This is a genomic window from Micromonospora sp. NPDC049089, assembly GCF_040648775.1.
In the GTDB taxonomy this organism is placed as follows: domain Bacteria; phylum Actinomycetota; class Actinomycetes; order Mycobacteriales; family Micromonosporaceae; genus Micromonospora.
Map to the genome: position 1 here is coordinate 1 of NZ_JBEZEH010000093.1, position 25,372 is coordinate 25,372.

At 70.1% G+C, this 25,372-nt stretch carries 21 protein-coding genes; 11 read left to right on the forward strand and 10 right to left on the reverse strand.

The genetic code is table 11. The features are described 5' to 3' along the window. Nucleotides 1–171: 171 nt before the first annotated feature. Nucleotides 172–984 (reverse strand): SAM-dependent methyltransferase, encoded by an 813-nt coding sequence (locus AB0B48_RS17550; protein WP_357202377.1) that lies wholly within the window; start codon nucleotides 982–984, stop codon nucleotides 172–174. A gap of 186 nt (nucleotides 985–1,170) precedes the next feature. Here AB0B48_RS17550 and AB0B48_RS17555 point away from each other — a divergent pair, with 186 nt between their 5' ends. Continuing rightward, nucleotides 1,171–1,773 carry a hypothetical protein gene (locus AB0B48_RS17555; RefSeq protein WP_357202380.1) on the forward strand — a complete coding sequence of 201 codons (603 nt, stop codon included), beginning with the start codon at nucleotides 1,171–1,173 and terminating at the stop codon, nucleotides 1,771–1,773. Beyond that, the gene (locus AB0B48_RS17560; RefSeq protein ID WP_357202383.1) at nucleotides 1,770–4,124 is read left to right on the forward strand and encodes a VWD domain-containing protein; all 2,355 of its coding nucleotides are present in this window, start codon (nucleotides 1,770–1,772) and stop codon (nucleotides 4,122–4,124) included. The genes AB0B48_RS17555 and AB0B48_RS17560 overlap by 4 nt, the downstream gene beginning before the upstream one ends. Nucleotides 4,125–4,249: 125 nt before the next feature. On the opposite strand, the gene AB0B48_RS17565 is transcribed toward AB0B48_RS17560, so the two are convergent. Continuing rightward, nucleotides 4,250–5,395 (reverse strand): MFS transporter, encoded by a 1,146-nt coding sequence (locus AB0B48_RS17565; RefSeq protein WP_357202386.1) that lies wholly within the window; start codon nucleotides 5,393–5,395, stop codon nucleotides 4,250–4,252. A gap of 54 nt (nucleotides 5,396–5,449) precedes the next feature. Between AB0B48_RS17565 and AB0B48_RS17570 the strand changes: the two genes are divergently transcribed. Next, the gene (locus tag AB0B48_RS17570; RefSeq protein WP_124857253.1) at nucleotides 5,450–6,193 is read left to right on the forward strand and encodes a helix-turn-helix transcriptional regulator; all 744 of its coding nucleotides are present in this window, start codon (nucleotides 5,450–5,452) and stop codon (nucleotides 6,191–6,193) included. 49 nt (nucleotides 6,194–6,242) lie between these two features. Here AB0B48_RS17570 and AB0B48_RS17575 read toward each other — a convergent pair whose 3' ends face one another. Then, nucleotides 6,243–8,303 (reverse strand): cellulose binding domain-containing protein, encoded by a 2,061-nt coding sequence (locus AB0B48_RS17575; RefSeq protein ID WP_357202389.1) that lies wholly within the window; start codon nucleotides 8,301–8,303, stop codon nucleotides 6,243–6,245. Between the two features lie 222 nt (nucleotides 8,304–8,525). Then, a complete protein-coding gene (locus AB0B48_RS17580; RefSeq protein ID WP_357202392.1) occupies nucleotides 8,526–8,681 on the reverse strand; it encodes a hypothetical protein in 156 nt (51 codons plus the stop codon). A 426-nt stretch (nucleotides 8,682–9,107) separates the two neighbouring features. Here AB0B48_RS17580 and AB0B48_RS17585 point away from each other — a divergent pair, with 426 nt between their 5' ends. Together AB0B48_RS17585 and AB0B48_RS17590 are read left to right on the forward strand one after the other, a co-directional pair. After that, nucleotides 9,108–10,442, forward strand: a complete 1,335-nt coding sequence (locus tag AB0B48_RS17585) for a PHB depolymerase family esterase (protein WP_357202395.1) — start codon at nucleotides 9,108–9,110, stop codon at nucleotides 10,440–10,442. A 524-nt stretch (nucleotides 10,443–10,966) separates the two neighbouring features. Continuing rightward, on the forward strand, nucleotides 10,967–11,671 hold the full coding sequence (locus AB0B48_RS17590) for an ElyC/SanA/YdcF family protein (protein WP_357202398.1): 705 nt from the start codon (nucleotides 10,967–10,969) through the stop codon (nucleotides 11,669–11,671). Nucleotides 11,672–11,677: 6 nt separating this feature from the next. Here AB0B48_RS17590 and AB0B48_RS17595 read toward each other — a convergent pair whose 3' ends face one another. After that, nucleotides 11,678–12,697 (reverse strand): LacI family DNA-binding transcriptional regulator, encoded by a 1,020-nt coding sequence (locus AB0B48_RS17595; RefSeq protein ID WP_357202401.1) that lies wholly within the window; start codon nucleotides 12,695–12,697, stop codon nucleotides 11,678–11,680. 206 nt (nucleotides 12,698–12,903) lie between these two features. Between AB0B48_RS17595 and AB0B48_RS17600 the strand changes: the two genes are divergently transcribed. Further along, nucleotides 12,904–14,529, forward strand: a complete 1,626-nt coding sequence (locus tag AB0B48_RS17600; protein ID WP_357202404.1) for a glycoside hydrolase family 43 protein — start codon at nucleotides 12,904–12,906, stop codon at nucleotides 14,527–14,529. 46 nt (nucleotides 14,530–14,575) lie between these two features. Here the strand turns inward: AB0B48_RS17600 and AB0B48_RS17605 are convergent, their stop codons facing one another. The 3 genes from AB0B48_RS17605 to AB0B48_RS17615 all read right to left on the reverse strand — a co-directional run bounded on the left by AB0B48_RS17605 (nucleotide 14,576) and on the right by AB0B48_RS17615 (nucleotide 16,634). Then, nucleotides 14,576–15,199 (reverse strand): hypothetical protein, encoded by a 624-nt coding sequence (locus tag AB0B48_RS17605; RefSeq protein ID WP_357202407.1) that lies wholly within the window; start codon nucleotides 15,197–15,199, stop codon nucleotides 14,576–14,578. Nucleotides 15,200–15,324: 125 nt separating this feature from the next. Continuing rightward, nucleotides 15,325–16,038: a hypothetical protein gene (locus AB0B48_RS17610; RefSeq protein ID WP_357202410.1), complete on the reverse strand. Its 714-nt coding sequence runs from the start codon at nucleotides 16,036–16,038 to the stop codon at nucleotides 15,325–15,327. Then, the gene (locus AB0B48_RS17615) at nucleotides 16,035–16,634 is read right to left on the reverse strand and encodes a sigma-70 family RNA polymerase sigma factor (protein ID WP_357202413.1); all 600 of its coding nucleotides are present in this window, start codon (nucleotides 16,632–16,634) and stop codon (nucleotides 16,035–16,037) included. Before AB0B48_RS17615 ends, AB0B48_RS17610 begins: the two co-directional genes overlap by 4 nt. Before the next feature lie 271 nt (nucleotides 16,635–16,905). Here AB0B48_RS17615 and AB0B48_RS17620 point away from each other — a divergent pair, with 271 nt between their 5' ends. The 5 genes from AB0B48_RS17620 to AB0B48_RS17640 all read left to right on the forward strand — a co-directional run bounded on the left by AB0B48_RS17620 (nucleotide 16,906) and on the right by AB0B48_RS17640 (nucleotide 24,123). Continuing rightward, nucleotides 16,906–18,117 (forward strand): chitosanase, encoded by a 1,212-nt coding sequence (locus tag AB0B48_RS17620; RefSeq protein ID WP_357202416.1) that lies wholly within the window; start codon nucleotides 16,906–16,908, stop codon nucleotides 18,115–18,117. A 128-nt stretch (nucleotides 18,118–18,245) separates the two neighbouring features. After that, nucleotides 18,246–18,884 carry a class I SAM-dependent methyltransferase gene (locus AB0B48_RS17625; protein ID WP_357202418.1) on the forward strand — a complete coding sequence of 213 codons (639 nt, stop codon included), beginning with the start codon at nucleotides 18,246–18,248 and terminating at the stop codon, nucleotides 18,882–18,884. Nucleotides 18,885–19,619: 735 nt separating this feature from the next. Continuing rightward, nucleotides 19,620–20,030 (forward strand): transglutaminase domain-containing protein, encoded by a 411-nt coding sequence (locus tag AB0B48_RS17630; RefSeq protein WP_357202426.1) that lies wholly within the window; start codon nucleotides 19,620–19,622, stop codon nucleotides 20,028–20,030. A 294-nt stretch (nucleotides 20,031–20,324) separates the two neighbouring features. After that, entirely contained in the window at nucleotides 20,325–21,575 is a 1,251-nt protein-coding gene (locus AB0B48_RS17635; RefSeq protein ID WP_357202420.1) for a DUF222 domain-containing protein, read from the forward strand. Between the two features lie 661 nt (nucleotides 21,576–22,236). After that, entirely contained in the window at nucleotides 22,237–24,123 is a 1,887-nt protein-coding gene (locus tag AB0B48_RS17640) for an ABC transporter ATP-binding protein (protein WP_357202429.1), read from the forward strand. 98 nt (nucleotides 24,124–24,221) lie between these two features. On the opposite strand, the gene AB0B48_RS17645 is transcribed toward AB0B48_RS17640, so the two are convergent. Both AB0B48_RS17645 and AB0B48_RS17650 read right to left on the reverse strand, forming a co-directional pair. After that, a complete protein-coding gene (locus AB0B48_RS17645; RefSeq protein ID WP_357202423.1) occupies nucleotides 24,222–24,761 on the reverse strand; it encodes a PepSY domain-containing protein in 540 nt (179 codons plus the stop codon). Nucleotides 24,762–24,867: 106 nt separating this feature from the next. Beyond that, a complete protein-coding gene (locus AB0B48_RS17650; RefSeq protein ID WP_357202432.1) occupies nucleotides 24,868–25,368 on the reverse strand; it encodes a hypothetical protein in 501 nt (166 codons plus the stop codon). Nucleotides 25,369–25,372 lie beyond the last annotated feature (4 nt).

Sequence of the window (25,372 nt, forward strand, 5' to 3'; positions counted from 1 at the left end):
AACTGTCCAAGATCTGGTGGTGGGGCGGCGCTCAACGGCGGATTCCGTGCAGGCGCAGGCAAGCCGGTTCGTCCGTCCGGTGCAACACCCAACACGCCGTTGCCAGGGCGGACATCGGCGTCGTGCGGCACAGGCCGCAAACCCTAGTTCGGCCGAGCGAACCAGGCCGGCCTAGGGTTTGCGGGCGACGCCGCTGTAGCCGGTGCGGGCGACCTGTGGGTCCTCGGTGGCCGGCGGTTCGGCGTACGGCCACATGTTGACCAGCCCGGGCGACTCCAGGACGAAGTCGCCGAAGAACCGGGAGACGTCCGCGTGGCTCCTCGGCACGAAGGGGCTGTTCGCTCGCGCGTAGATCGCGGAGATCCGGGCCATCAGGTCGGGGTGCGTGTCGGTGCTGGCGTGCGACAGCGCCAGGTAGCTGCCGGGAGCGAGCGCGTCGCGGTAGGTGGCCACGAACCGCTGCGGGTCCTGCTCGTCGGGCACCAGGTGCAGCACGAACATCATCAGTACCGCGACCGGGCTTTCGAAGTCGATCGCGGCGCTGATCTCGGGGTGGTCGAGCACCTGCTCGGGGTCGCGCAGGTCGGCCTGGACCACCGACACCGTCGGCGAGTCGGCGAGCAACGCACGGCCGTGCGCGGAGACCACCGGATCGTTGTCGACGTAGACGACCCGCACGTCCGGGTCGATGCGGTGCGCGATCTCGTGGACGTTGTCCCGGGTCGGCAGCCCGGACCCGAGGTCGATGATCTGTCGGATGTCCCTCTCCTGCACGAGGTGCCGGACCGTCCGGGCGATCAGGTCACGACCCTGCCGGGCAGCCTCGGGCATCCACGGCGCCACCTGCAACACCATCTCGGCGGCGGCCCGGTCGGCGGCGAAGTTGTCCTTCCCGCCGAGGTAGTAGTCGAACATCCGCGCCGCGTTCGGCCTGTCCGGTTGCAGGGCTGCCTCCGACTGCGACTGCGACTGCGACTGCGTCATGATCGACCACCTCTCCCCCGGCTGTCCGGTCCCGCAGCATAACGCCCGCGATGATCGATTTTCGGCCCTCCGGGTCGGCTAGCGGACATCCGCCGGGCCGGATCGCGACAGCGCTCGCGGCACCCTTCGGCGCAGGCTGGCCGGGATCTGTGCCGACCGTCGGCACCCGGAGGAGGCTCGCGGCCCATGGGCGTACCCCGCGCAGGGACGGTGGTGATCGCCGGCGGTCTCGCCGTACTGCTGCTGGTCACCACGGCCGGGTGCAGACGGTCGCGTCCGTCACCGACACCGACCAGCGGCACGGCGACTGTCGGCCTGACGGTCAGCGCGTCGCAGCCGTCGTACCGGGTGGGTGAGCAGATCAGTCTGCGGCTGAGGCTGGTCAACAACCGCGACGCCGAGTGCCAGCTCAGTCGGGTGCCGGACGGGGCGGTGACGGTCATGTCGTTGACCCGCGACGGCACGGCGGTGGCGCCCGCGATCGGCGGCGCGGCCTACTACCGGGACTTCACCGCGTACCTGATCGAGAACCTCGTACGGGTGCCCCCGCGTGGGTCGGTGGAGCTGACGCTGGGCAGCGACCCGCAGAGCCCGGTCGGCGCGGCGCTGACCACCTCCGCGCCGGACGGGCGGGGCGGGGCCACCGTCACGTGGTGGCCGGTCGACCAACCGGGGGCGTACCGGCTGGTCCTGGGCTACCTGCGAGCGCCGCTGCGCGGTGTGCCGGCGGACGCCTGCGCCGCGACGGCCGAGCAGGGCACTGTCGCGTTCGAGGTGAGGGGCGGGTGACCGGGTTGCGGAGCCGAGTGCGAATGGGCGTCGTGCTGGCGGGCGTCCTGGTGCTGCTCGCCCCACAGGCGGCGTCCGCCGTGGTCAGCGTCAACGACGACCTGCAAGCCGAGTACGCAGGCTGCGTCGGACAGATCCGCGGCTCCGGCAACGGCGCCGTGCTCGACGAGCTGGAACGCTCCGGCAAGCAAATCAAGGTGCGTAGACCCATTTTCGGCTCGGAGAGCAGCACCACCACGTACGTCCCGGGCAGTGACGTGCAGATCAACTGGGTGCCGGAGAACGACGGGCGGGCGCTGTCGGAGGAGGGAACGGGTTTCACCGAGGACCAGTGCGCCACCCTGATCCACGAGATGAACCATGCCCTCGACGAGGTGAACGACACCGACCGGGGCCAGTTCTGCACGCAGGGCGGTCAACAGGCCAGCACTGCGGACCCGGCCGAGGTGCACGCGGTGTTGGCGGAGAACGCGTACCGCAAGGCGGTCGGTGTGCCGCTGCGCACGACGTACAGCGGTGTGAAACTCCCGTCCAACGGCAAGGACTGCGACCAGCCCAAGCCCCGACCACCCGGTGGCGGTGGTTGTTCGATCTCGGTGATCGGCAAGGGTTACCGGTGCGCGAACAGCAACGGCGACCCGCACCTGCTCACCTACGACGGTCTGCGCTACGACTTCCAGGCCGCCGGTGAGTTCGTCCTGACCCGCTCGACGACCGACGACTTCGAGGTCCAGGTACGACAGACGATGTTCCCGGCCAGCTCGGTGGTGGCCGTCAACTCGGCAGTCGCCGCTCGGGTGGCCGGTGACCGGGTCGGCGTGTACGCCACACCCGACGGTCCTGCGGTCCGGGTGAACGGCGCCGCGCCGGTGTCCGCGCCGGACGGGGTGAAGCTGCCGCACGGTGGCACCGTCACCACCTGGGGAGACGGCACTGTGACAGTGCAGTGGCCGGGCGGCGCGCGACTGACCGCGCAGCCGATCGGGGTGTGGGGGCTGAGCGTGAGCGTCAGCGCGCCCACCGCCTGGGCCGGGACGCTGCAGGGTCTGCTCGGCGACCATGACGGTGACCCCGGCGACGACCTGACGGTCCGCAACGGCAAGCGGGTGGCGCAGCCGCCCACCTTCGAGGCGCTGTACCCGGGCTTCGCCGACAGTTGGCGCGTCGAGGCGCAACGGTCGCTGTTCGATTACGAGCCGGGGCAGAACACCGGCACGTTCACCGACCGGCGGTTCCCGGACCGACTGCTCACCGTCGGGGACCTGCCCAACCGGGCCACCGCCGAACTCGTCTGCCGGCGCGCCGGTGTCACCGACCCGCAGATTTTCGCCGACTGTGTGCTCGACGTCGGCCTCACCGGGCAGGTGGCGTTCGCCGAGGACGCCGCCCGCGCGCAGCGCGACGTGCCTGCCGCCGGTGATGTCGAGCTGGAGGTGACCCGGGCCGGCGCCACGGCCGCGACGAAGGTGCCGGGCCGGGCCGGTCAGAAGATCTTCGTGGAGGTACCCGCCGCCACCGTGCCGGATCGCTGCGGCGTGTTGCTGCTGCTCGACCCGCAGGGCCGGCAACTGGCGACCGGCTGTGTCATCTCCGGTGCCGGCTTCATCGACACGACCACGTTGACGGCCACCGGCGACCATCAGGTGGTGCTCGATCCGTGGGATGCCGACCTCGGTCGGGCAACCGTACGGGTCGTTGCGGTGACCGACGAGGAGAAGACGCTCACGCTGGACGGGCCCGCGGTCCGGGCGACGCTCGCCCAACCGGGCGCGGTCAGCCGCCTGGCCTTCGACGGCCGCGCCGGTCAGAAGATCTTCCTCCAGGTCACCGACGCCACAGTGCCGGACCGGTGCAACCTGCTGCGCCTGCGCGACCCGGCCGGTGAACAGGTGACCAGCGGCTGCGTGATCGGCGGCCAGGGACATGTCGACGGGTTCGTCCTGCCGGCCACCGGCCGGTACGTGCTGGAGGTCGACGGGACCTCCACCGACACCGGCTCGGCGGACGTGCGGCTACGCGACGCTCACGACGAGGAGGCCGACAGCGTCGCGGACGGCCGAGCCGCCACCCTGACCGTCAGCAGACCGGGTGCGGTGAGCCGGCTGAGGTTCACCGCCGACGCCGGTCGTCGCGTCACCGTCGTGGTGACTGCCGGGAGTCTGCCTGACCGGTGCGGCATCCTGCTCCTGACCGGCCCGGACGGCGACCCGATGGGCAGCGGCTGCATCATCGGCGGGACCGGCCGGTTCGAGACGGGTCCGCTGCCGAAGCGCGGCACGTACACCCTCGTGCTCGACCCGTGGGCGGACGACACCGGCTCGGCCACCGTCATCATGCGCCAGGGGCGCTGACTGCGGCGGCTGTTGTGGGGGCCGACCCTTCCCGGACGAGCGTGATGTCTGTGAGTCATCGTGATGACTCACAGACATCACACACTTCGGGGAGTGCGTCAGGTGCCAACCCGAACGTGCTTGCTTCAGCGCCTCGGCGGGGCAGGCTCGGGGAGGGTACGGAACAGCAGCCAACTGAGCGCGGGCATCAGAATCAGCGGGGCGAGGGCGACCTGGAGGGAGATCGCGTCGGCGACACCGCCGATGAGTGGACTGACCAGGCCGCCGGCGCTGACGGCCAGGCCCAGTGTGATGCCACTCGCGGTGCCGACGCGGGTCGGAAGATAGTCCTGGCCAAGGGTGATCTGGAGAGAGAACGGAATGTAGAGCCCGGCCGAGGTGAGCGCCACGAACAGATAGAACGCCGGCCCGGGGACGAGCACTACCCCCGCGACGGCGGCGACGCTCACCAGGTACGACCAGCGCACGACGGTGACCCGGTCCCAGCGGCCGGCCAGGTTGCCCCCGAGCACCGTACCCACCGCTCCACCGAGGTAGAGCACCACCAGCGCCGCCGTTCCCGCCGAGGTTCCCCCGCCGGTGCGCTGCGGCGCGTAGAGCGCCAGGAATGTGCTCAGACCCGCGAACGCGATGGAGCGGCAGACCACGGCCAGCGACAGCCGGCCGAACGACGCCCTGTCGTCGGTCCCGATCCACCGCGGAGTGTCGGAACCGGCCCCCGTCGTCGGACGCAGCGCGCGAAGGACGGGCAGGCACAGCACGCTGCCCGCGAGGGCCGGCACCACGAGCAACGGAGTGAGTCGCAGACCGCGGCTGGCGACGACGGCGGCGACCAGAATGGGCGCTACGGCGAAGCCGAGGTTGCCGCCGAGGGAGAACCAACCCATCCCGGCGTGGCTTCCGCCGCTGGCGATCCGCGCGACCCGGGCGGACTCGGGGTGGTACGCCGCGACTCCGATCCCGGAGACGGCCACGAACGCCAGCGTCATCGGGTACGAACCGGTGATTCCGCTGCATGCGATTCCCAGTCCGCCCAGGATCGTGCTCAGTGGCAACAGCCAGGGCATTGCCCACCGGTCCGTCAGCGCACCGAACAGCGGTTGCGCCACCGAGGAGAGCAGCGAGGCGGCGAGCACAAGGCCGGAAGCTGCCGCGTAGGTGTAGGCACGCTCGGCGATGAAGAACGGTATGAGCGCCGCCACAGCCCCCTGGTAGACGTCCACGCAACCATGCCCGACGGATAGCAGGATGATCGTTCTGTTTCTCGGCACGCCGCTATGCTCGCCGCTTCCCGGCCTGTCGGGCTTCCGATAATCTGCCAACCAATGACGAAAATCCGCCATCGGCCGGTGGCACCGACTCGCGCCCAGCAGCTGGCGTCCGGGTCCGTCATCGACGTGCACCGCCACGACGACCATCAGATCGTCTACGCCGCCCGTGGCGTGCTGGCCATTACCACCGACGCGGGTTCCTGGGTCGTCCCCGCCAGCCGCGCCATCTGGGTGCCCGCCGGAACCGCGCACGCGCACCAGGCCCACGGCGCACTCGAACTGCACCTGATCGGCCTGCCCGCGACCGAGGACCCGCTGAATCTGACGGAGCCGACCGTACTGGCCGTCGGGCCGCTGCTGCGCGAGCTGATCCTCGCCTACACCCGCGCACCCCAGGATGACAGCCCCGCGCGTGCGCGGCTGCGGGCCGTTCTGCTCGACCAGTTACGGTCCTCGGCCACGCAGCCCGTGCGCCTGCCCACGCCCACCGAGCCCCGACTGAAGGCACTCTGCGCGATCCTGTACGCCGACCCGGCCGACAACCGCACCCTGGCCGCGCTCGGCAGGCAGGTCGGCGGAAGCGACCGTACGCTGTCCCGCCTGTTCCGCTCCGACCTCGGCATGACCTTCCCGCAGTGGCGTACCCAACTGCGGCTGCACCGTGCTCTGGTGATGCTGGCCGAGGATGTTCCGGTCACCGCCGTGGCGCATCGGTGTGGATGGTCCTCCGCCAGCGCGTTCATCGACGTCTTCCGCCGGGCCTTCGGGCACACCCCGGGCAGACACGAGCGCGGATAGCAGGGACGGCCGGCTGACCCGACGAACGGGCCAGCCGACCGTCGCGGCGTCAGCCGGTGGCGCAGATGGTGCCGTTGAGGGTGAACGCCGTGGGCAGCACGTTCGGCCCGCCGTACGCGCCGACGAAGCCGGCGCTCACCGTGCCGCCGGCGGCGATCTGCCGGTTGTCGGTGGTGGGCGTGACCCGCACCGCGGTGCCGACCTGTTCCCAGGTGGCGCTCCAACCGCTGCTCACCTGTTGCCAACCGGTGGGCCAGGTCCAGGTGAGCGTCCAGCCGTTGATGGGGCTGGACCCGTTGTTGATGATCTCGACGCCACCGATGTAACCGTTGCCCCAGTCGTTGTTGGCGCTGAAGCGGACGGTGCACGTACTGGCGGCAGGGCTGCCGGTGGCGAAGGTCAGCGGCGGTGAGGCCCAGGAGACCCGCCCGGCGGTGTCGCGGGCCAACACGTTGACTGTGTACCTGCTGCCCGGCACGAGGTTGTCGACGGTGAACGAGGTGCTCGTCGTCTCGCCGACCTGCTCGCTGACCGCGCCGAACTGCCGGTGCACCTCGTACTTGGCGATCGGGCTGGCGCCCGGGGCGGACGCCGGCCAGGTGATCGTCGCGGCGCGGTCGGTGACGCCGCTCGCGGTCGGCTGGCCCGGTGCCGTCGGCCGTCCGGCGGTGGTGCCGGCCGCACGCAGCACGAGCGTCGTCAACGAGTACGCGGGCAGCGTCCGGCTGGTCGCCGAGCCGGACTGGCTGGTGACGATGCCGGTGGCCCCGTTGGTGAGGGTGGACACCGTCGGCGCGACGGTCGACGGGGTGAACCCGGAGTAGTCGATGGTGACCGGGTGGTCGTTGTCCGGGTCCTTGTTCACCAGAAGCACGGCGAGGTCACCGTTGCTCCGGCGGACGGCGTGGGCGGTGACCAGGGGCTCGTCGGTACCAGCGCGAACGAACTGGTCGCCGGTCTTCGCGAAGAGCTTCATCATGCTCAGCCCGTGGTACGGCGCGAACGGTGTGTTCAGCGGCGGTTGACAGACCGAGCCGTCCTCCGTGCAGGCTCCGCTGGAGAGCATCCCGAAGTCGCCGTAGTCGGTCTGACCGGCCACCTGCGTCACGGTGCCCATGCCGTTGTGCACGTTCCACCAGTGGGCGGTGAAGACGCCGTTCTCCAGCAGACCGCTGTAGACGTCGGCGAGGAACAGGGCGGCCGGTTGGGTGTTCCGGCCGGCGTCGACGTTCAGCTCGGTGAAGCTGATGCCGATGCGGTCGGCGTTCGGGCCGGCGTACCTGGCGAGCTGCTGCCGCAGCAGGTAGGTGGCGTCGGGGAGGTGGTTGACGCGGGCCAGCGACTCGGCGGCGGTGCCGCCCGGGTACCAGTGCACGTCCACGAAGTCGATCTTCGGGCCGGCGATGGAGAGCACTGTCTGGTTCCACGGGCCCGGATCGCTGCCGGCGGTGATCCCGTCCGGCCAGTTGCCCGGCATGGTCAGCACCGCTCCGACCTTGATGCTCGGGTCGACAGCCTTCATCGCGTCGGCGTACTCGACGACCAGCCTCGCGTACTGTGTGGCGCTCTTGTCGGGGTGGTCGTCGGCCTCCCACGCGGATCCGTAGTGGCCGTTGCCGTAGTTCTCGTTGCCGACGGTCCAGTAACGCGCGTCGTAGCCCTTGGTCACGTTGGCGTACCGCACCCAGTCGGCTGCCTCGGCGGGCGAGCCGGTGCCGTAGTTCGCGATGATCATCGGCTGCGCGCCGACGCGCCGGACCGCCGCCATGAAGGTGTCGAAGTCGGTCCCCGGCGCGACGTAACCGCCGGGCGCGGTGTGGTCCCTCCAGTGGTAGATGTCGGCGTACGAGCCGCCGGGGTAGCGCATCATCTGCACACCGGCATCTCTGAGCAGGTCCGACGTCTCGGCGGTGCCGAGGTTCGAGTCCCAGATGGCGTGGTTGACGCCGAGAGCGGTGTCCGGCACGCTCGCCAGTCCCGCGCGGGTGTTGACGGTCACGGTGACCGGGTCGGCCGCCGCGCTGGCGGTTGGTGGGTTGACGCCCGCGAGCGCGCTCGCGGCGAGCAGCAGGCCCGCCAGGAGTGCTGCTCGGGTCTTCGGTTTACGCATGGGCGGGGTTCCTTCGCGCAGAGGAGCCGCCCGACCGGTCAGGATGCGAACCGGTGACGGGCGATCTCGTGGACGGCAGACTCGGGTTGGTCCATCGCTCGTGTCACCGCCCCCCGAGATCACATGTGATCCCGGCTGCCCAGTGGACGGACGTCAGCCCCGCGCGCGGCTCTTCATCGACGTACCACAATGGCACTGTCGGTTGGACAATCTCAAGATGCGTCAGACGTCGTCTTCGCCGCGCTCCCCGCGCCCGGAGCGACGCCCGCGGACACTCACGGCGGCCAGCAGAGTGACGACCGCGGCGGCGAGTTGCAGCACGCCGCCGAGCAGTTCGACGATGCCGGAGAGGGCAGTAGCGTCTGGCAGATGGGTCATGAGACGGCCTCCGGGTTCGTGCCCACCGTCCGCTTCCTGCGGAAGGCCCTCCCCCGGGCTCAGCGGTGACCACGTGAGCGCCGCCCTCATTGTGACATCCACCCTCCAGCGGTGGAAGCCGTGAACGCCCCGACATGAGATCGACAGTCGTCGAACGTTACAGCTTGACGAACGGCATGTTATCGCTCACAGTCGATGCGAGGCGGTCAGCGTCCGCGGCTCACCGGGAGGTCCCTCGCTGGTTCGACCTCAGTGGTCAGGACGTCCCCGGGGCAGGTGGACGTCGCATCAGGTTCCGTCAGCAGCCGCCGGTGACGCGCGGCGGACGTCGCGCGCCCCGGGGCCCCCTGGCGCCGTCGTCGATCCGCCTGCGCCGGACCGCCGTGCTGCCGCCGGGTCCCCGACTCACGACAAGAGGAACCGCCGATGAGATCAAGGATCGCACTGCTGGCCGCCACGCTGGCGACGGCCCTGGCGACGATGACGGCAGTGGTCACGGTCGCCACCCCGGCGTCGGCCGCGACGCTCACCCAGGTGACCAACTTCGGCACCAACCCGACGAACCTCCAGATGCACCTGTACGTGCCGGACCGGGTCGCGGCCCAGCCGGCCCTGCTCCTCGCCCTGCACTACTGCACCGGCAGCGGTCCGGCGGTGCACAGCGGCTTCGGCCTGAGCGCCCTCGCCGACCGCTACGGCTTCATCGTGATCTACCCGTCGGTGACCCGGAGCAGCAAGTGTTGGGACGTATCGTCACCGCAGGCCCTGCGGCGCGACGGCGGCAGCGACCCGGTGGGCCTCAAGTCCATGGTCGACCACGTCCGGAGCCGCTACCCGGTCGACGCCAACCGGATCGGCGTGGGCGGGTTCTCCTCCGGCGCCATGATGAGCAACGTCATGGTCGGCCTCTACCCGGATGTGTTCCACGCCGGGTTCAGCTCCTCCGGGGTCCCGTTCGGGTGCTTCGCCACCACCAACGGCGCGGAGTGGAACAGCGAGTGCTCCGGCGGCCGGATCGTCAGGACCGGGCAGCAGTGGGGTGACCTGGTCCGCAACGCCTACCCCGGTTACTCAGGCAAGCGTCCTCGGTTCCAGATCTGGCACGGCACCACGGACACCACGTTGAGCTACGTCAACTTCGGCGAGCAGATCAAGCAGTGGACCAACGTGCTGGGCGTGTCGCAGATCCCCAGCTTCACCGACTCCCCGCAGGCCAGCGCCACCCGTACCCGGTACGGAGGCACCGGCGGCACGGCGCCCGTCGAGGCGATCAGCTTCCAGGGGTACGGCCACTCCATCCCGTTCGACGCCGCGCAGGCCATCCGGTTCCTCGGCTTCGACACCACGAGCCCCACCACGCCGCCACCCGGCGGCACGTCGGCGCCACTGCGCAACGCGGCCGCCAACCGCTGCCTCGACGTCCCGTCGCGGTCGCAGACCAACGGCACCCAAGTGACGTTGTGGGACTGCAACGGCGGCACCAACCAGCAGTGGACGTCGACCGCCGCGAAACAACTCCAGGCGTACGGCACGAAGTGCCTGGACGCCGAGGGCGCCGGAACCTCGCCCGGCACCCGGGTGATCATCTGGGACTGCAACGGCGGCACCAACCAGCAGTGGAACGTCAACACCGATGGCACGGTGACCGGCGCGCAGTCCGGCCTGTGCCTGACGCCCAACGCCGCCGGAACCGCCAACGGCACCCCTGCGGTCCTGTCGAGCTGCAACGGCTCGAACAGCCAGCGGTGGTCCCGAAGCTGACGCGGTGACCGACGGCGGCGTACCCCGTCGGTTGTCGTGCGGGTGTGCGTCCCGCTGCTCGGGCCCGGACTCCGAACAGCGGGACGCAACCCGGCGGCCAGGGCCGGGATCGACGGTCGCCATCAGGGCGCCCAGCTGTGGGCCACTGCTCAGCGGGGTGCGCTGGGCAGGTGGGCGGGCCGGTTGTCGTCGCACGACTGTCCCGGCTGCTGCGGTGCCCTGGAATCCCGGTGGCCGTTCACGCCTCGGCCGCGTGGCGCGCGGGTCGCCCGGTGGTGGTCTCGGGCCGTCTCGCGCCGGCCACGTGCCACCCGCCCCACGCCACGATCGTCATCCGTCACGCCTCGGGCCAATGGCGACAGCTCCGTCACGGCGGCCTGAGATCGGTCAAGCGTTGACGACTGTCCGTCACGTTAGCGTTAACAGTGAGCGATTGTCCATAGACAATCGATGACTCGGCTACGGCATCAGGTCGACAGCGACGCCGACGACAGTCGTGAGCGCGGGCCGAATAGCCTTGCGGCATGCGGGGACGATTCGGCGCGGCCAGACGCTGGTACGGGGAGCACCCGTTGGTCCGTCGTACGGTCCTCGCGCTCGTGGTGGGGATCGTGGTGCTGACCGGCGGCACGGTGGCCAGCGTGACGTGGATCCGCGACACCGCGGAGGGCCACCTCTACGGCGAGTCCGAGGTGCCGGACGCCCCGGTCGCCCTGGTCCTGGGCACCAAGGTGGACGCCGACGGCACGCCCTCACCCGTCCTCGCCGCCCGGTTGGAGATCGCGCGGCGGCTGTTCGACGCCGGCAAGGTGCGGGCGATCCTGGTGTCCGGCGACAACATGAACGCCGACTACAACGAGCCCGCCGCGATGCGGACATGGCTGGTGGAGCGGGGCGTACCAGCGCACAAGGTGGTGCCGGACTACGCCGGCTTCGACACGTACGACTCGTGTGCGCGCGCTGAGCGGATCTTCGGGGTGCGGCGAGCCACTGTGGTGACCCAGACCTTCCACCTTCCGCGGGCCGTGGCACTGTGCCGCCGCCTCGGCATCGACGCCAACGGCGTGGGCGACGACAGCGCGAAGCGGTACGCCCAGACGTGGTGGTTCAGTTCGTACCGGGAGAACGGCGCCTGCCTGAAGGCAGCGCTGGAGTTGCTCTCCGGTCGGGATCCGGCGCACCTCGGCCGCCGGGAGACGGGCGTCGACGACGCGTTGCGCATCGACTAGGCAAGGTCACGAGCGTCTTGGTGCGGCGCTGTCGCGGACGATGAGTTCGGTGGCGAGTTCGACCCGGGGGCTCTCGGTCCTCTCGCCGCTGGCGAGGCGCAGCACGGTCCGCGCGGCCAGCATGCCCATCTCGGCCAGGGGTTGCCGGACGGTGGTCAGCGGTGGCGAGCACCAGCGCACCTCCGGCAGATCGTCGAAGCCGACCACACTGACGTCGTCGGGCACCCGCAGACCCCGTTTACGGACCGCCTCATAGACGCCGAGGGCCATCTGATCGCTGGAGGCGCAGATGGCGGTGGGCGGGTCGGGCAGGGCCAGCAGTTGCGTACCCGCTGTGAAGCCGGCCTCGTGGTAGAAGTTGCCGGGGCGGATCAGGGCGTCGTCGATGGGGATCCCGGCGGCGCCGAGGGCGGCCCGATAGCCGTCCATCCGGGCCCGGCTGCACATCAGGTGCGGCGGGCCGGCGATGAAGCCGATGCGGCGGTGGCCGAGGCTGATCAGGTACTGGTTGGCGCTGAGGCTGCCCGCCCAGTTGGTGGCGCCGATGGTGGGTGACTCCTGCGGGTCGACCCCGGCCGGGTCGATGATGACGACCGGCAGGTGGAGCCGGCGCAGCTCGGCCTGCAACGGTGGGTTCACCATCGAGGTCACGAAGATGATTCCCTCGGTGGACCGCGTACGCATGTTGTCGAGCCACTGCTTGGCCGAGGAGATGCGCCAGTGGATGGCCGACACGACGGTGCCGACGCCACTGGTCTGGCCGACGTCCTCCACCCCACGGATGATCTCCACGGCCCACGGGCTGTCCAGGTCGTTGAAGACCAGATCGATGAGGGCGGCGTCGGTACGCCGTGACGGTGAGCGGCGGCGGTAGCCGTGACGGTTCAGTAGCTCCTCGACGCGTTCCCGGGTGTCGGGGGCGACGTCGGAGCGGCCGTTGATGACCCGGGAGACGGTGGGCACCGAGACTCCGGCCAACCGCGCGATCATGGCGATGGTGACGTTTCGGCCGTTCTCCGTGCCCACGGTCCCCCCTGCGGAGCTATGGATCTCCGAAACTTTCAATGCTTCGCCGGTAATGCCGATCGATGGCCGGCACGCTACGAGCTGTTGTCCCAGCGGTCAAGACCTCTGTCCTATTGCGAAAAGAGCGGCTAGCGTAAGCAGGGCCTCCAGTGATCCAGGACCGCGATTTTCCGGAAGTTCCAGACAGCCCGTCCAGAGGAGTGCTCGTGTCGACCGACATCGCTAACGTGGCGACCGCTATCCGGTCGATCCGCAATCCCATCCTCGCCGGCTTCCACCCGGACCCGTCGATCCTGCGCGTCGGCGACGACTACTACCTGGCCACCTCGACCTTCGAGTGGTATCCGGGTGTGCTCGTGCACCACTCGCGTGATCTGGTGAACTGGCGCAGCCTGGGTGGGATCATCACCGACCGGCGCCTGCTCGATCTGCGCGGATGCGGCGACTCCAACGGAGTGTGGGCGCCCGACCTGACGTACCACGACGGTCAGTTCCACCTCGTCTACAGCGACGTGGCCAGCTTCGCCAGCGGCTACTGGGATCCGCAGAACTTCCTGGTCACCGCAGAGGACATCACCGGCCCCTGGTCCGATCCGGTGAAACTGCACGGGCGCGGGTTCGACGCGGCGCTATTCCACGACGACGACGGCACCACCTGGTTGCTGGGCATGAGCGCGGACTGGCGGCCCGGCCGCGACCGCTTCGGTGGCATCGAGATCCAGCAGTACGACCGTGCCGCACGCCGTCTGGTCGGCAGCCCTCGCATCCTGTTCACCGGCTCCCCGGCCGGGGTCACCGAGGGTCCACACCTGTACCGCCACGACGGCTGGTACTGGCTGATCACCGCCGAGGGCGGCACCAGTTGGGAGCACCAGGTCACCGTGGCGCGGTCCCGGGAGCTGTTCGGACCGTACGAGGTGGACCCGGACGGGCCACTGCTCACCTCCTTCGGGCGGCCCGACCTGCGGTTGCAGAAGGCGGGGCACGGCAGTCTGGTCCACACGCAGAACGGCGAGTGGTACCTGGCTCACCTGGTTGGTCGCCCGTACTCCCCGCTGGGCAACTGCGTGCTGGGTCGGGAGACAGCGATCCAGCGGGTCGAGTGGCCGTCGGGCGGCTGGCCGCGCATCGCCGGAGGGGTGCCGGCGGACGATGTCGTCGCACCCGACCTGCCCGCGCACCCCTGGCCGGCGGAGCCCGAGACGGACCACTTCGACGCCCCCGAGCTGGGCCGGTGCTGGTCCACGCTGCGTCGGCCGGCCACCCCGGACTGGGTAGACCTGCGCACCCGCCCGTCGTACCTGCGGGTCCACGGCGGGCAGTCGCCGGTCGGTCGACAGGCACCCAGCCTGATCGGGCGGCGCGTCGGCGCGAGGGAGTGCTCGCTGGAGACCGTTGTGGAGTTCGCACCGGCCGACCACCGTCAGCTCGCCGGGATCACCGCCTACTACAACACGCTCAACTGGCACCACCTCTACCTGACCCGGGCAGACGACGGCCGGACGGTGCTGGAGCTGCTCAGCTCCGACAACGGGCGGCGCACCGCGTACCCCGAGCTGACCGTCGATGTCGACGGTGTCACCCGGGTCGGCCTGCGAGCCGTCTTCGACGGGCCGGCGGTGCGCTTCGACCACGACCTCGGTGCCGGTTGGCAGCGGCTACCTGTCGAGTTGGACGCGACCATCCTGTCCGACGAGCACGCCGCGCTGATCATCGACGGTGAGCCGGCGGCGTGGGGCTTCACGGGGGCGTTCCTGGGCCTGTGGGTACAGGACCTGGGTGGAGACGGCGTGCACGCCGACTTCGACCTGGCCACCTACCGGGAACAGTGACCACGCGGACGGCACTCGGCGGGTGCCGTCCGCGTGCCCACTCCTCCTACCTGGCCTGAGCGGCGACGGCCCGCAGTTGGCCGAGAGTGGTGCGGAACCCGCGGCCGGAGGCGGCCGGGTCCTCGGCGTCCAGGCCGCTGACGGCCATGGTCTGCGAGCGGGTCGTGGCGACGGCCTCCGCGCCGGACCCGTTCAGGTCGAACACGCCGAAGTCGCCGCTGAGCGTCCGGAACGTCGAGGCCGCCGGGTCCTGGGCGAGGTAGAGCACCACGACCTGGCCGGCCTCGAGCTTCGACATGTGCGCCATGTCCGGCACACCGGCGGGCAGTTGGGCGAGCGTGATCCGCACCCCGGCCCGCACTGTCGATCCGGTCGTCGCGCTCAGCACCTCGTCGACCCGGAATCCGGTCTCCTCGACCTCACCGCGTACCACCAGGTCCGCGGTGTCGCTGAGCTGCCGCACTGTGGCGTACCCACGCAGCTTGCCCTTGATCGGCGGGGGCGCGACGTCCGTCGGCGTGGCGGCGCTGCTCGGGGCGGCGCTGCTCGGGGCGGGCCCGGCGGCCCGGTCGGCGTCACCGCCGCTGCCGCAGGCGGCCAGGGCCGCGACGGACAGCACGGCGGCGGCCGTGGCCCACAGCGGCCGGGTACGGCGAAGGTCGACTGCCATGGAACGCTCCTCGCGTCTCGGTGCCGTCCCGGGCCGTCTCGCTCGGAACGCGGCACTGCTTACGCCTTCTATCTGTGCGTCCCGGGCACCGAGTTCCATTTTTTTCGGGCTCAGCTTTTCGGGGGTCAGCGCCGCTCGCGCGCGAGCTGACGAAGCTCGGCAAGCGTGGTGACGAACGCGCGACCCGCAGCGGTGGCGTCCTCGCTACGCAGACCGGTCACCGACATCGCCGGTGACCGGCTGGTGGCCGTTTCCCCGGCGAGGTCGAAGATCCCGAACTCCCCGCCGAGCGGGTGGTAGACGCGCGCAGCCGGGTCGACGAGGCCCAGGTAGAGGACGCTCGGCCGGCCGGCCGTCCCGGCCAGTTCGGCGGCCACGATGATCTCGGTGGGCACCGGGGCGCCCGGGGCGCGGTACAGCACCTCCGCCACGCGGTAGACCGCCCGCCCGTCCGTCACCGACGCCACCTCCCCGCGGACCACCAGGTCGGCCGTGTCGGTGAGGTGGCGCACGGTGCCGTACCCACGATTCTTGGCGGCCGTGCCCGGCGGCGCCGGCCGAGCGGCCGGACGGGTCGCCTCGGGTGACGGGATCGCGGCCGGGGGCGCGTCGCCGGACCGGCGCGCGAGCCCTCCGCCGATCCCCGCCACCACCAGGACCAACGCGGCCGCCGCGAGCGCGGGCCGCGACGACACGAAGGCCTTTCTTCGGGTACGCGGCTCCTGCGTGATCGCCGCGAGCAGGCGACGGCGGTGCACCTCGTGCCGGCCCTCCGGCAGGTCCTGGTCGCCGGGGTGGGGGGCGATCCTCGCCCACTCGGCCGGGTCCGGCGCGCTCACTGGCTGCCCTCCCGTACGAGCGAGGCGTCCACGATCGGCGGTCGCGCGGCGCGCGGTGGCGCGTCGACGAGGGTACGGAGCCGGGCGCGGGCCCGCGACAGCCGGGAGCGCACCGTACCGACCGGAACACCCAGCGCCTCCGCGGCGGACTCGTAGTCGAGGCCCTCCCACAGGCACAGGGTCAGCACCTCGCGCTCGGATCGACGCAGCCGGGCGAGCGCGTCGATGGCGGCGGCGATGCGGCGGCTGTCGTCGAGTCTGCCGGCGACCTCGTCGGCGTGATCGGGCAGTGTGAAGTCGGAGGCGAGCAGCGCGGCGGCCACCCTGCGGTAGCGACGGTTGCTGCGGGCGTGGTTACGGGCCTCGTTGGTGGCGATGCCGAGCAACCAGGGACGCAGCGACCCACCCTCCTCGGTCACCCGCTCCCGGGAGCGCCAGGCCTGCAGGTACGTCGCGGCCATGACGTCCTCCGCCGTGGCCCAGTCGGCGGTCAGCCGGAACGCGTGGTTGTACACCGAGCGCGCGTACGCGTCGAACAGCTCGGCGAACGCGCCGGGGTCACCGGCTCGTACCCGAGCGCGCAGACTCGACTCCATGACCATCTTCTGTCCGTCGGACGGTGCTGGTTCCGACGGACCGGCCCGTTGATCAGTTACGGCCCGACGATAGCCACCGGCAGGTACGTCCCGCCAACGACGGGATGAACAGAGGCCGTCACGCCTCGCGGTCGTCGATTGACGGCGAATCGACGTACTGGTATCTGTTAATACAGTTTCCTGATGCTTGGCCCGGCGCGGCAGTTCGGCGCCGTAGGGCACCGCGCACCGACCGGCTGGCGGCACGCCGCCCCTTCCCCGAGGAACACCCATGGTTCACAAGAGAACAGCCGCCTACGTCGTGGGCACCCTGCTGATCGGCGTCGCCGCCGTCGGCTACGGCCTGCCCTCGGCGAGCGCCGCGACCGCCGGCCCGATCACCGGCCTGGGCGGCAAGTGCGTCGACGTCGCGGGCGCCAGCTCGGCCAACGGCACTGCCGTCCAGCTCTACGACTGCAACGGCAGCGCGGCCCAGACGTGGACCGTCGGGAACAGCGACAACTCGATCCGAGCGCTCGGCAAGTGCCTCGACGTCACCGCCGCGTCGACAGCCAACGGCGCCAAGGTGCAGCTGTACGACTGCAACAACACCGGCGCGCAGAAGTGGACCGCCAGCAACGGCGCGCTCGTCAACACCGCCTCCGGCAAGTGCCTCGACGTCACCGACCGGAGCACCGCCAACGGCGCCCGGTTGCAGATCTGGACGTGCGGCGGCACCACGAACCAGCGGTGGACCCTGCCGGGCGGCGGCACCCCCACCACTCCCCCGCCCACCACCCCGACCGGCACCAACCTCGACGACCCGGCGAAGAAGGACGTCGCCATGCAGCTCGTCTCGGCCGCCGAGAACTCCTCGCTCGACTGGCGCGCGCAGTTCTCCTACATCGAGGACATCGGCGACGGGCGCGGCTACACCGCCGGCATCATCGGCTTCTGCTCCGGCACCGGCGACATGCTCGAACTGGTCGAGGCGTACACCCGCACCAAGCCGGGCAACGTGCTCGCCGGCTACCTGCCAGCGCTGCGCAACGTCAACGGCACCCCGTCACACTCGGGCCTCGACCCCAACTTCCCCCGCGACTGGCGGACCGCAGCCAACGACTCCGTCTTCCAGGCCGCCCAGGAGGCCGAACGCGACAGGGTCTACTTCAACCCATCGGTACGCGACGGCAAGAACGACCAGGTCCGGGCGCTCGGCCAGTTCGCCTACTACGACGCGGCGGTCATGCACGGGTACGAGGGCATGCGCCAGATCCGCAGCCGCGCCCTGAACCGGGCCAAGCCGCCAGCCCAGGGCGGCGACGAGCGGACCTGGCTGAACGCCTTCCTCGACGAGCGGGTCCTCGAGATGAGGAAGGAAGCGGCCCACTCGGACACCTCCCGCGTCGACACCGCCCAGCGGGTGTTCCTCAACAACGGCAACTTCAACCTCAACACGCCCCTGACGTTCGCCGTCTACGGCGAACAGTTCCGCATCGGCTAGCTCGCTGAGTGGTGGCGGGGTCGCCGGCACGGGAGTTTCCGTTCGCCGACGACCTCGCCGCAAGGCTCTTTGCCGCGATCGGCGTGCCCACACCGCCGCCACGGGTGAGACTGGCAGGCTTGGTCTCCGTGAACGACGGCAAGGATTGGTACGCATGGCACAGCTCGTACGCCGAAGATGACTCACCGCTGGCACGGCGGCTACGGCTGGTTCAGCAGCACATCGCCGCGTGGTTCGACGAGCGACCGGGCAAGCCTGTGTCGGTGGTCAGCATGTGTGCCGGTCAAGGTCAAGACGTCCTGGACGTGCTGGCCACCCGCCCCGACGCCACACGGGTCGATGTCACGCTGATCGAGTACGACCCGCGCAACGTTGCCGCAGCGCGAACCAGAGCAGTCACCGAAAACCTCAAGACGGTGACCGTCATGCAGGCCGACGCGGGTGACCTCGCCTCCTACCGACAGGTGGTGCCCGCCGACCTCGTCATCATGGCGGGAGTCCTGGGCAACATCAGTGACGCCGACGCCCATGCCACCATCAACGCGCTGCCGAAGCTCTGCGCCGCAGACGCCACGGTTATCTGGACCAGGACCCGACGTCCGCCCGACCTGACACCAAAAATCCGAACGTGGTTGGCCGACGCCGGGTTCGCCGAACAGGCCTTCCACGCCCCCGACGGCGTGCTGTTCTCTGTCGGCGTTCACCGCTTCGCCGGCACTCCGCAGCCGCTGGCCACCAACGGCAAGGTCTTTAAGTTCGTTGCGTGACATGGAACCTAGGCATTGACATCACAAAGGGTGATGGCGCGTCGGTCACCAGCATGAGTGCGCGCCGCAGCACACCGCCGGCTCGATCACGCCATCCGCACCTTGCCCGGCCTCGCAACACCTGGCAGAGCCCGCCATCGCCCAGCTCGAACGCATGCGACTTTGGCCAGGAGCCGCACCCGAGGCCTTGACCGCCAAGAACCGGCTTCAGAACCTCGACTTCCCCCCGCGCGCATCGCAGCACTACGCCAACTCGTCCTGCAAGCACCCGCCCCGGTCGTCGGCGACGCCCTGGGCTTCCACCCGACAACCACCACCCGGCAGGTCACCAACGCCGGCGGCACCTGGAGTCGGTACGCCGCTGGCCACCACAACCCACCAGCCTGACACCACGCGCCCCGTGAACATCCCGGTTCTTGGTGGGGTCTCGGGTGCCGTCCACCATCGTGACCGGGGGACAGCGAGTCTTTAGCAGCAGTGCCTACGATGGCCGGCAGAACGGGGATGATCGATTACGCCATGGTAGGCCCGCTGACGACAATCGGCACGGGTCCACAAGCCGGCGCTCGACGATCTTCCGAGTGAGCCCGTCGACATCTGCCACCTTGTTCACGACCTCGTCCTCCAGCCCACAGATGCAAAGGCGCTCGGGGTCTCCGAGCAGCGGTTCGCCGAGGACCAACTGCGTCCTGTCGACGGCATCATCGGTGCCTTGCTCGCCTGGACCCAGCCCCGCTGACTGTCGCACGCGCCCCTGACCGGCGGGTGATTGGCACCTGCCGCCACTTCGCCGTGCTCAGCTGTGCCTTGCTGCGCTACCGCGGGATCGCGGCCCGGGCACGCTGTGGCTTCGCCACATACGGCCGCATCGACGCCGCGCAGTTCGGCGTATACGGCACCGAGAACTGGGGACCCGCGGAGATTCGAGGAAAGGCCATCAAGGACCTCGCCGCGCTGAACAAGGTCGAGATGCTGCCATGGGATGAATGGGGGCGCATGGACACCTCTTATCAGGGCAAGACCGGTCCCGAGTACGACGCACTCATTGACAAGATCGCTGCCGTAAGCGCCACCGACAATCATGGCGCCATCGCCGACCTTTACGTCTCTGAGGATTTCGCAGTGCCAGCTGAGCTCATGCGCTGAGCGCGCACGTCCGCAGCTGCTGTTCGCGCAAGCTCGTCGCCGGCGCACTGATCTCGACAGATGCGGACGTCGGCGCCAGCCCACCTTGGCTACGGTCCGTGATGCGCTCCGGCGGCGGCCGGCGCGCCGAGGGAGAACTCGCCCCGAACGAATATGCGAGTCTGCCGGTCCGGCATGACGCCCGCAGACGCACGGTGGTGGACCCTTGAGGAAATTCATAAGCCTCACGGCGCACCGACCTGCCCATCGATCTTGGTGACTGAAAGTGTCGTACGCCTGTTCTAGTCTCGGGTCATGGTCGAGGAGTTGGCGCTGGCAGACGACGCGATCGCCACCTGCGTCGACGCCGCCGCCTGGGCCCTCCCGGAACACGACCTGGTCGCCGCGCTCGACGCCGCGCACCGCCTTCAGCAACGCCTCGCCGCCGTCACCCTCACCCTCATCCGCGAGGTCGACGGCCGCGGCACCGCCCGCGCCCAGGGCGCCTCCAACACCACGGTCTGGCTCCGCGAACGATTGCGACTCACCATCCCCGCCGGCCGCCGCCTCGTCGACCTCGCCACGGCTCTCGACACCGGCAAGCCCGGGATACGACAAGCGTTAGCCGACGGGCACATCACCCTCGACCAGGCCCGGGTCATCGTCGACACCGCCACCACCGTGCAAGCCACCGCCGGCACCGAGGCCGCCGACAAGGCCGTCAGCCTGCTCACCGACTGGGCCGGGCAGTTCGACCCCACCCACCTGCGCAAACTCGGCACCCGCATCCTCGACCACGTCGCCCCCGACCTCGCCGACGCCGCCGCCCAAGCCGCCCTCGACGCCGAAGCACGCCGCGCCAGCCGCGACCGTCACCTCACCCTGTCCGAGCAAACCGACGGCCGACTCCGACTCAGGGGCACCCTCGACACCGAAACCGCCGGCCTGCTCCGCGCCGCCATCGACCCACTGACCGCACCATCCGGCCCCGACGACACCCGCTCCCCCGGGCAACGCCGCCACGACGCCCTCGCCGACATGTGCCGACTCGCCCTCCGGACCGGCGAGCTGCCCGACAGCGGTGGCGATTCCGCTCAGATCGTCGTCACCACCAGCTACGACGGGCTGACCCGGCAGCTATCCACCGGCGCACTCGACATCGGCCTAAAGCTCACCCCGGACACGGTGCGTCGACTCGCCTGCGACGCCGCCATCCTGCCCACCGTCCTCGGCGGCGCCGGCCAACCACTCGACGTCGGCCGACAACGCCGACTCATCACCGGGCCGCTACGCCGCGCCCTCGTGCTCCGCGACCAGGGCTGCGCGTTCCCCGGCTGCGACCGACCACCGCGCGGGTGCCACGCCCACCACATTCGACACTGGGCCGACGGCGGCCCAACCAGCCTGACAAACGCCGTCCTCCTCTGTGGCCACCACCATCGACACGTCCACCAGACCGACTGGGTCGTCCGGCTCGGCGACGACGGACATCCGGAGTTCATTCCACCCGCCTGGCTCGACCCCGAACAACTCCCCCGGCGCAACCACTACCACCGACGAACATAGGGGCGGCCAGTCGAGAACGATCACCCATGTCGGGTCGATACCGTCGCCCACCGCACACCGCCTAAAGCATCCTAGGAGGCTGGTTGATCAGGCACCCGCCGCGAAGGCCGAAGCGCCGAGCGGCACGTCCCGGGCGCATGCCGGCTGAGTCGAGAAGAGAGCTGATCGCAGCGGCTCGCACCCGACCCGCAGCAGCTCACGACGGCCTGCTCCGGGCCGCAACGCTGCGTCGGCCCGCGAGCCAGGTGGCGCCGTCGTCGGCCAGCAGGGGCACAACGACCCGCAACAGCTCACGACCGCCTTCGACAGCCCCCACGACCCCGCCCCCACGACCTCGCCGTCGACGACCTCGCCGTCGATCAAGGAGTTGTGGTGGGTTACAAAGTGCCCGCTGGTGTCCTAAACGGGCACCACAACTCCATGATCGTGGGCCAAGCTCCACGCGCCAGTGCCTCACGGGCGCAAGCTCGTCGTCGTTGAGCGCTGTATCGGATGTCGTCGACGGCACCGACGTGGTGACGGGCTACGGCTAACGTGAACAACCCGTAGCCACCGAATCGCGTGGTGACTTGACCTCAAGCTCGGGTGAGGTCCTAGCCTCCAATATCGGAGGTAATGCATGAGCATGGAATTTGCCGCGTGGACGTCTCTGCATCACGCGATGAACGCGCAGGACGAGCGACCGCTGTCCCGCGCCACCTTGAAGCGGATCGCGCAGTTCGCACGGCCACACCGCGCCTTGATCGTCAGGTTCCTGCTGCTGAGTGTGGTGACGGCGGTCCTCACTGTGGCGGCACCCGTTCTCGCCGGTCGGGTGGTCGACGCGATCGTCGACGGCGCCGACAGCGGCGTGGTGATTCGGTTGGCCGTCCTGATCGCCGTGATCGCCCTCGCCGAGGCCGGGCTGGGGCTGGTGACGCGATTTCTCTCCGCCAGCATTGGTGAAGGGCTGATCGTTCAACTGCGCACGGCTGTGTTCGACCACGTACAGCGCATGCCGGTGGCCTTCTTCACGCGGACCCGCACGGGCGCACTGGTCAGCCGCCTTAACAACGACGTCATCGGCGCGCAGCGGGCTTTCAGCGACACGCTGTCCAGTGTGGTCGGCAACGCCGTCACGCTGATGCTGACGTTGGCCGTGATGCTCACCTTCTCGTGGCAGATCACGCTGCTGGCGCTCGTCCTGCTGCCCATTTTCGTTCTTCCGGCCCGGCGGATGGGTTCGAGGCTCGCCCAGTTGCAGCGTGAAGCGGCCGAGCACAACGCGGCCATGAGCACCCGGATGACGGAACGTTTCTCCGCACCCGGTGCCACGCTGGTCAAGCTGTACGGGCGGCCGGCCGAGGAGTCCGCCGAGTTCGCGGCTCGGGCACGCCGGGTCCGGGACATCGGCATCCGCGCCGCGATGCTCCAGTGGGTCTTCATCACCGCGCTCACCGTCGTCGGCTCGCTGGCACTGGCCCTGGTCTACGGGCTGGGTGGTCTCTACGCCCTACGGGGCAGCCTCGACGCCGGGACGGTCGTCGCTCTCGCGCTGCTCCTGTCGCGGCTCTACGCACCGCTGACGTCGCTGGCCAGTGCCCGGGTCGAGGTGATGAGCGCACTGGTGAGCTTCGAGCGGGTGTTCGAGGTCCTCGACCTCAAGCCGCTGATCCTCGACAAGTCCGACGCCCGCCCCCTTCCGGAGGGGCCGGTCGCGGTCGAGTTCGACGGGGTCCGGTTCGGTTACCCGTCAGCGGACAAGGTGTCGCTCGCGTCCCTGGAGGACGTGGCGAAGCTCGATACGCGCGGCGGTGAGGAAGTGCTGCACGGGGTGTCGTTCCGCGCCGAAGCGGGGCAGATGGTGGCGCTCGTCGGCTCCTCCGGGGCGGGCAAGTCGACGATCGCGCAGCTCGTGCCTCGCCTGTACGACGTCGAGGACGGCGCGGTGAAGCTGGCCGACGTCGACGTCCGTGAGCTGTCCGCCGAGTCGATCCGGACGGCGTTGGGCGTGGTGACCCAGGACGGGCACCTCTTCCACGAGAGCATCCGCGCCAACCTGGCGTTCGCCCAGCCGGACGCGACCGAGGACGAGATGTGGGAGGTGCTCCGGCGGGCCCGCCTCGACGACCTGATCCGCTCGCTACCCGATGGGTTGGACACCGTAGTGGGCGAGCGCGGGTACCGCCTGTCCGGCGGGGAACGGCAACGGCTCACCATCGCGCGCCTGCTGCTGGCTCGCCCGCGCGTGGTCATCCTCGACGAAGCCACCGCGCATCTCGACTCCACCTCGGAGGCGGCGGTTCAGGACGCCCTCGCCGAGGCGCTGACCGGCCGGACGAGCGTGGTCATCGCGCACCGACTCTCCACCATCCGGGCGGCCGACCAGATCCTCGTAGTGGAAGCGGGACGCATCGTCGAACGTGGGCGACACAGCGACCTGCTCGCGGCGGGTGGCCGCTACCACGAGTTGTACCGCACCCAGTTCGCCCAGGAGCAGCCGACCGTCCAGGGGCAACCGGCAGCACAGGAGCGACCGACGGTCCAGGAGCAGCGCGTCGCCACATGACGTGCGCGGTGGTCGATCCGCCCGCGAGGGACAGTCCGACCACCGCGTCACAGCGCGCCGCCGCTCACCGCAGCATCCGGGGTGAGCGGCGACCGCGCTCAGTCGTCGTCGTCGTTGTCGTCGTCGTCGTCGTTGTCGTTGTCGTCGTCGTCGTTGTCGTCGTTGTCGTCAGCGTCGTTGTCGTCGTTGTCGACCGGCTCCTGCTCGGCCTTGACCACCGAGCCGTTGTCCCGGTCGACGTCCACCTCGTGCTCGGTGTCGCCAGCGACGATCTCGACGCTCCACACCGGTCGGCCGTTCTCCTTCTCGGCTTCGACCTCGACGATCTGACCGCCACCGGCCTTGGCGAGCGCGATCTCACCGGCGCGCTTCTCGTCGACCGCGCTACCCGCGGGCGCGCTGCCGGTCGACGGCGTACCGGACGGCGTTGCGCTCGACGGCGTACCCGATGGGGTGCCGACTGACGGCGTACCGGTGATTGCCGGCGCGTCGGTGGCGGTCGGCGCGACGGTTGCCGCGGCGAGTGCCGTGCCGCCGGTCCGCGAGTCGTTCGCGGCGTTGACGCCGAGCGCGACCCCGGCCACCGCCAGCACCGCCGACCCGCCGACCGACGCCAGAAGCAGATTGGTGCGCTTCATCGTGGTGTCCACCTTTCCTCGGTTGTCGACTCCGAGGATCGGCCAGATCGGGATAGCACCGCGCTGTCCGGAGGCTAAGGCCGGGTTAAGGCGGTCGAGGGCCGGGTCAGCCGCGCCGGTTGAGTTCGGCTTCCAGCCGCTGGACGAGCGTCTTGCGGTCCTTGCTGGCGCGCTCGTTACGCAGCGCTGTCTTGAGCTGTCGGGTGTCGAGGCCACGGACCAGCTTGGCCGCCTCCGCGACCGACATCTCCGTCATCCGGCCGGCCGTCGTGGCGTCCCGACGCGCCCGTTTGGCCGGCCCGGTGTTGGCGACGTACTGCTTGCCCGTTCGAGAGGCTTCCCGCTTCTTCGTGTCGGTCGCCCGCTTCTGGCTCTCCGACATCTCGTCCCATGCCTTCTTGGGCAGGTAGCGACTCGTCGTGCCGTCCTTGCGCGCCCGGGCATCGCCCTCTTTCGTCTGCCACTTCTCGTTGCCCCAGCGCTGGAGCGCCTTCTGCCGTTCGTCCTTTTGACCCAGGAATCCGCCGCCGCGCCGCTTGTACTCCTGAGTGACCAGCTGCGACACTGCCTGCACCGACTTGACGGTGTGCGGCTCGCCGAGGTCGATCCAG

Bases quoted from the DNA above. Each gene is read 5' to 3' on its own strand.
- AB0B48_RS17640 (WP_357202429.1), top strand. From the start codon at position 22,237: ATGAACGCGCAGGACGAGCGACCGCTGTCCCGCGCCACCTTGAAGCGG.
- AB0B48_RS17615 (WP_357202413.1), bottom strand. From the start codon at position 16,634: ATGGAGTCGAGTCTGCGCGCTCGGGTACGAGCCGGTGACCCCGGCGCG.
- AB0B48_RS17575 (WP_357202389.1), bottom strand. From the start codon at position 8,303: ATGCGTAAACCGAAGACCCGAGCAGCACTCCTGGCGGGCCTGCTGCTC.
- AB0B48_RS17605 (WP_357202407.1), bottom strand. From the start codon at position 15,199: ATGGCAGTCGACCTTCGCCGTACCCGGCCGCTGTGGGCCACGGCCGCC.
- AB0B48_RS17590 (WP_357202398.1), top strand. From the start codon at position 10,967: ATGCGGGGACGATTCGGCGCGGCCAGACGCTGGTACGGGGAGCACCCG.
- AB0B48_RS17585 (WP_357202395.1), top strand. From the start codon at position 9,108: ATGAGATCAAGGATCGCACTGCTGGCCGCCACGCTGGCGACGGCCCTG.
- AB0B48_RS17570 (WP_124857253.1), top strand. From the start codon at position 5,450: ATGACGAAAATCCGCCATCGGCCGGTGGCACCGACTCGCGCCCAGCAG.
- AB0B48_RS17550 (WP_357202377.1), bottom strand. From the start codon at position 984: ATGACGCAGTCGCAGTCGCAGTCGCAGTCGGAGGCAGCCCTGCAACCG.
- AB0B48_RS17620 (WP_357202416.1), top strand. From the start codon at position 16,906: ATGGTTCACAAGAGAACAGCCGCCTACGTCGTGGGCACCCTGCTGATC.
- AB0B48_RS17635 (WP_357202420.1), top strand. From the start codon at position 20,325: ATGGTCGAGGAGTTGGCGCTGGCAGACGACGCGATCGCCACCTGCGTC.
- AB0B48_RS17645 (WP_357202423.1), bottom strand. From the start codon at position 24,761: ATGAAGCGCACCAATCTGCTTCTGGCGTCGGTCGGCGGGTCGGCGGTG.
- AB0B48_RS17555 (WP_357202380.1), top strand. From the start codon at position 1,171: ATGGGCGTACCCCGCGCAGGGACGGTGGTGATCGCCGGCGGTCTCGCC.
- AB0B48_RS17580 (WP_357202392.1), bottom strand. From the start codon at position 8,681: ATGACCCATCTGCCAGACGCTACTGCCCTCTCCGGCATCGTCGAACTG.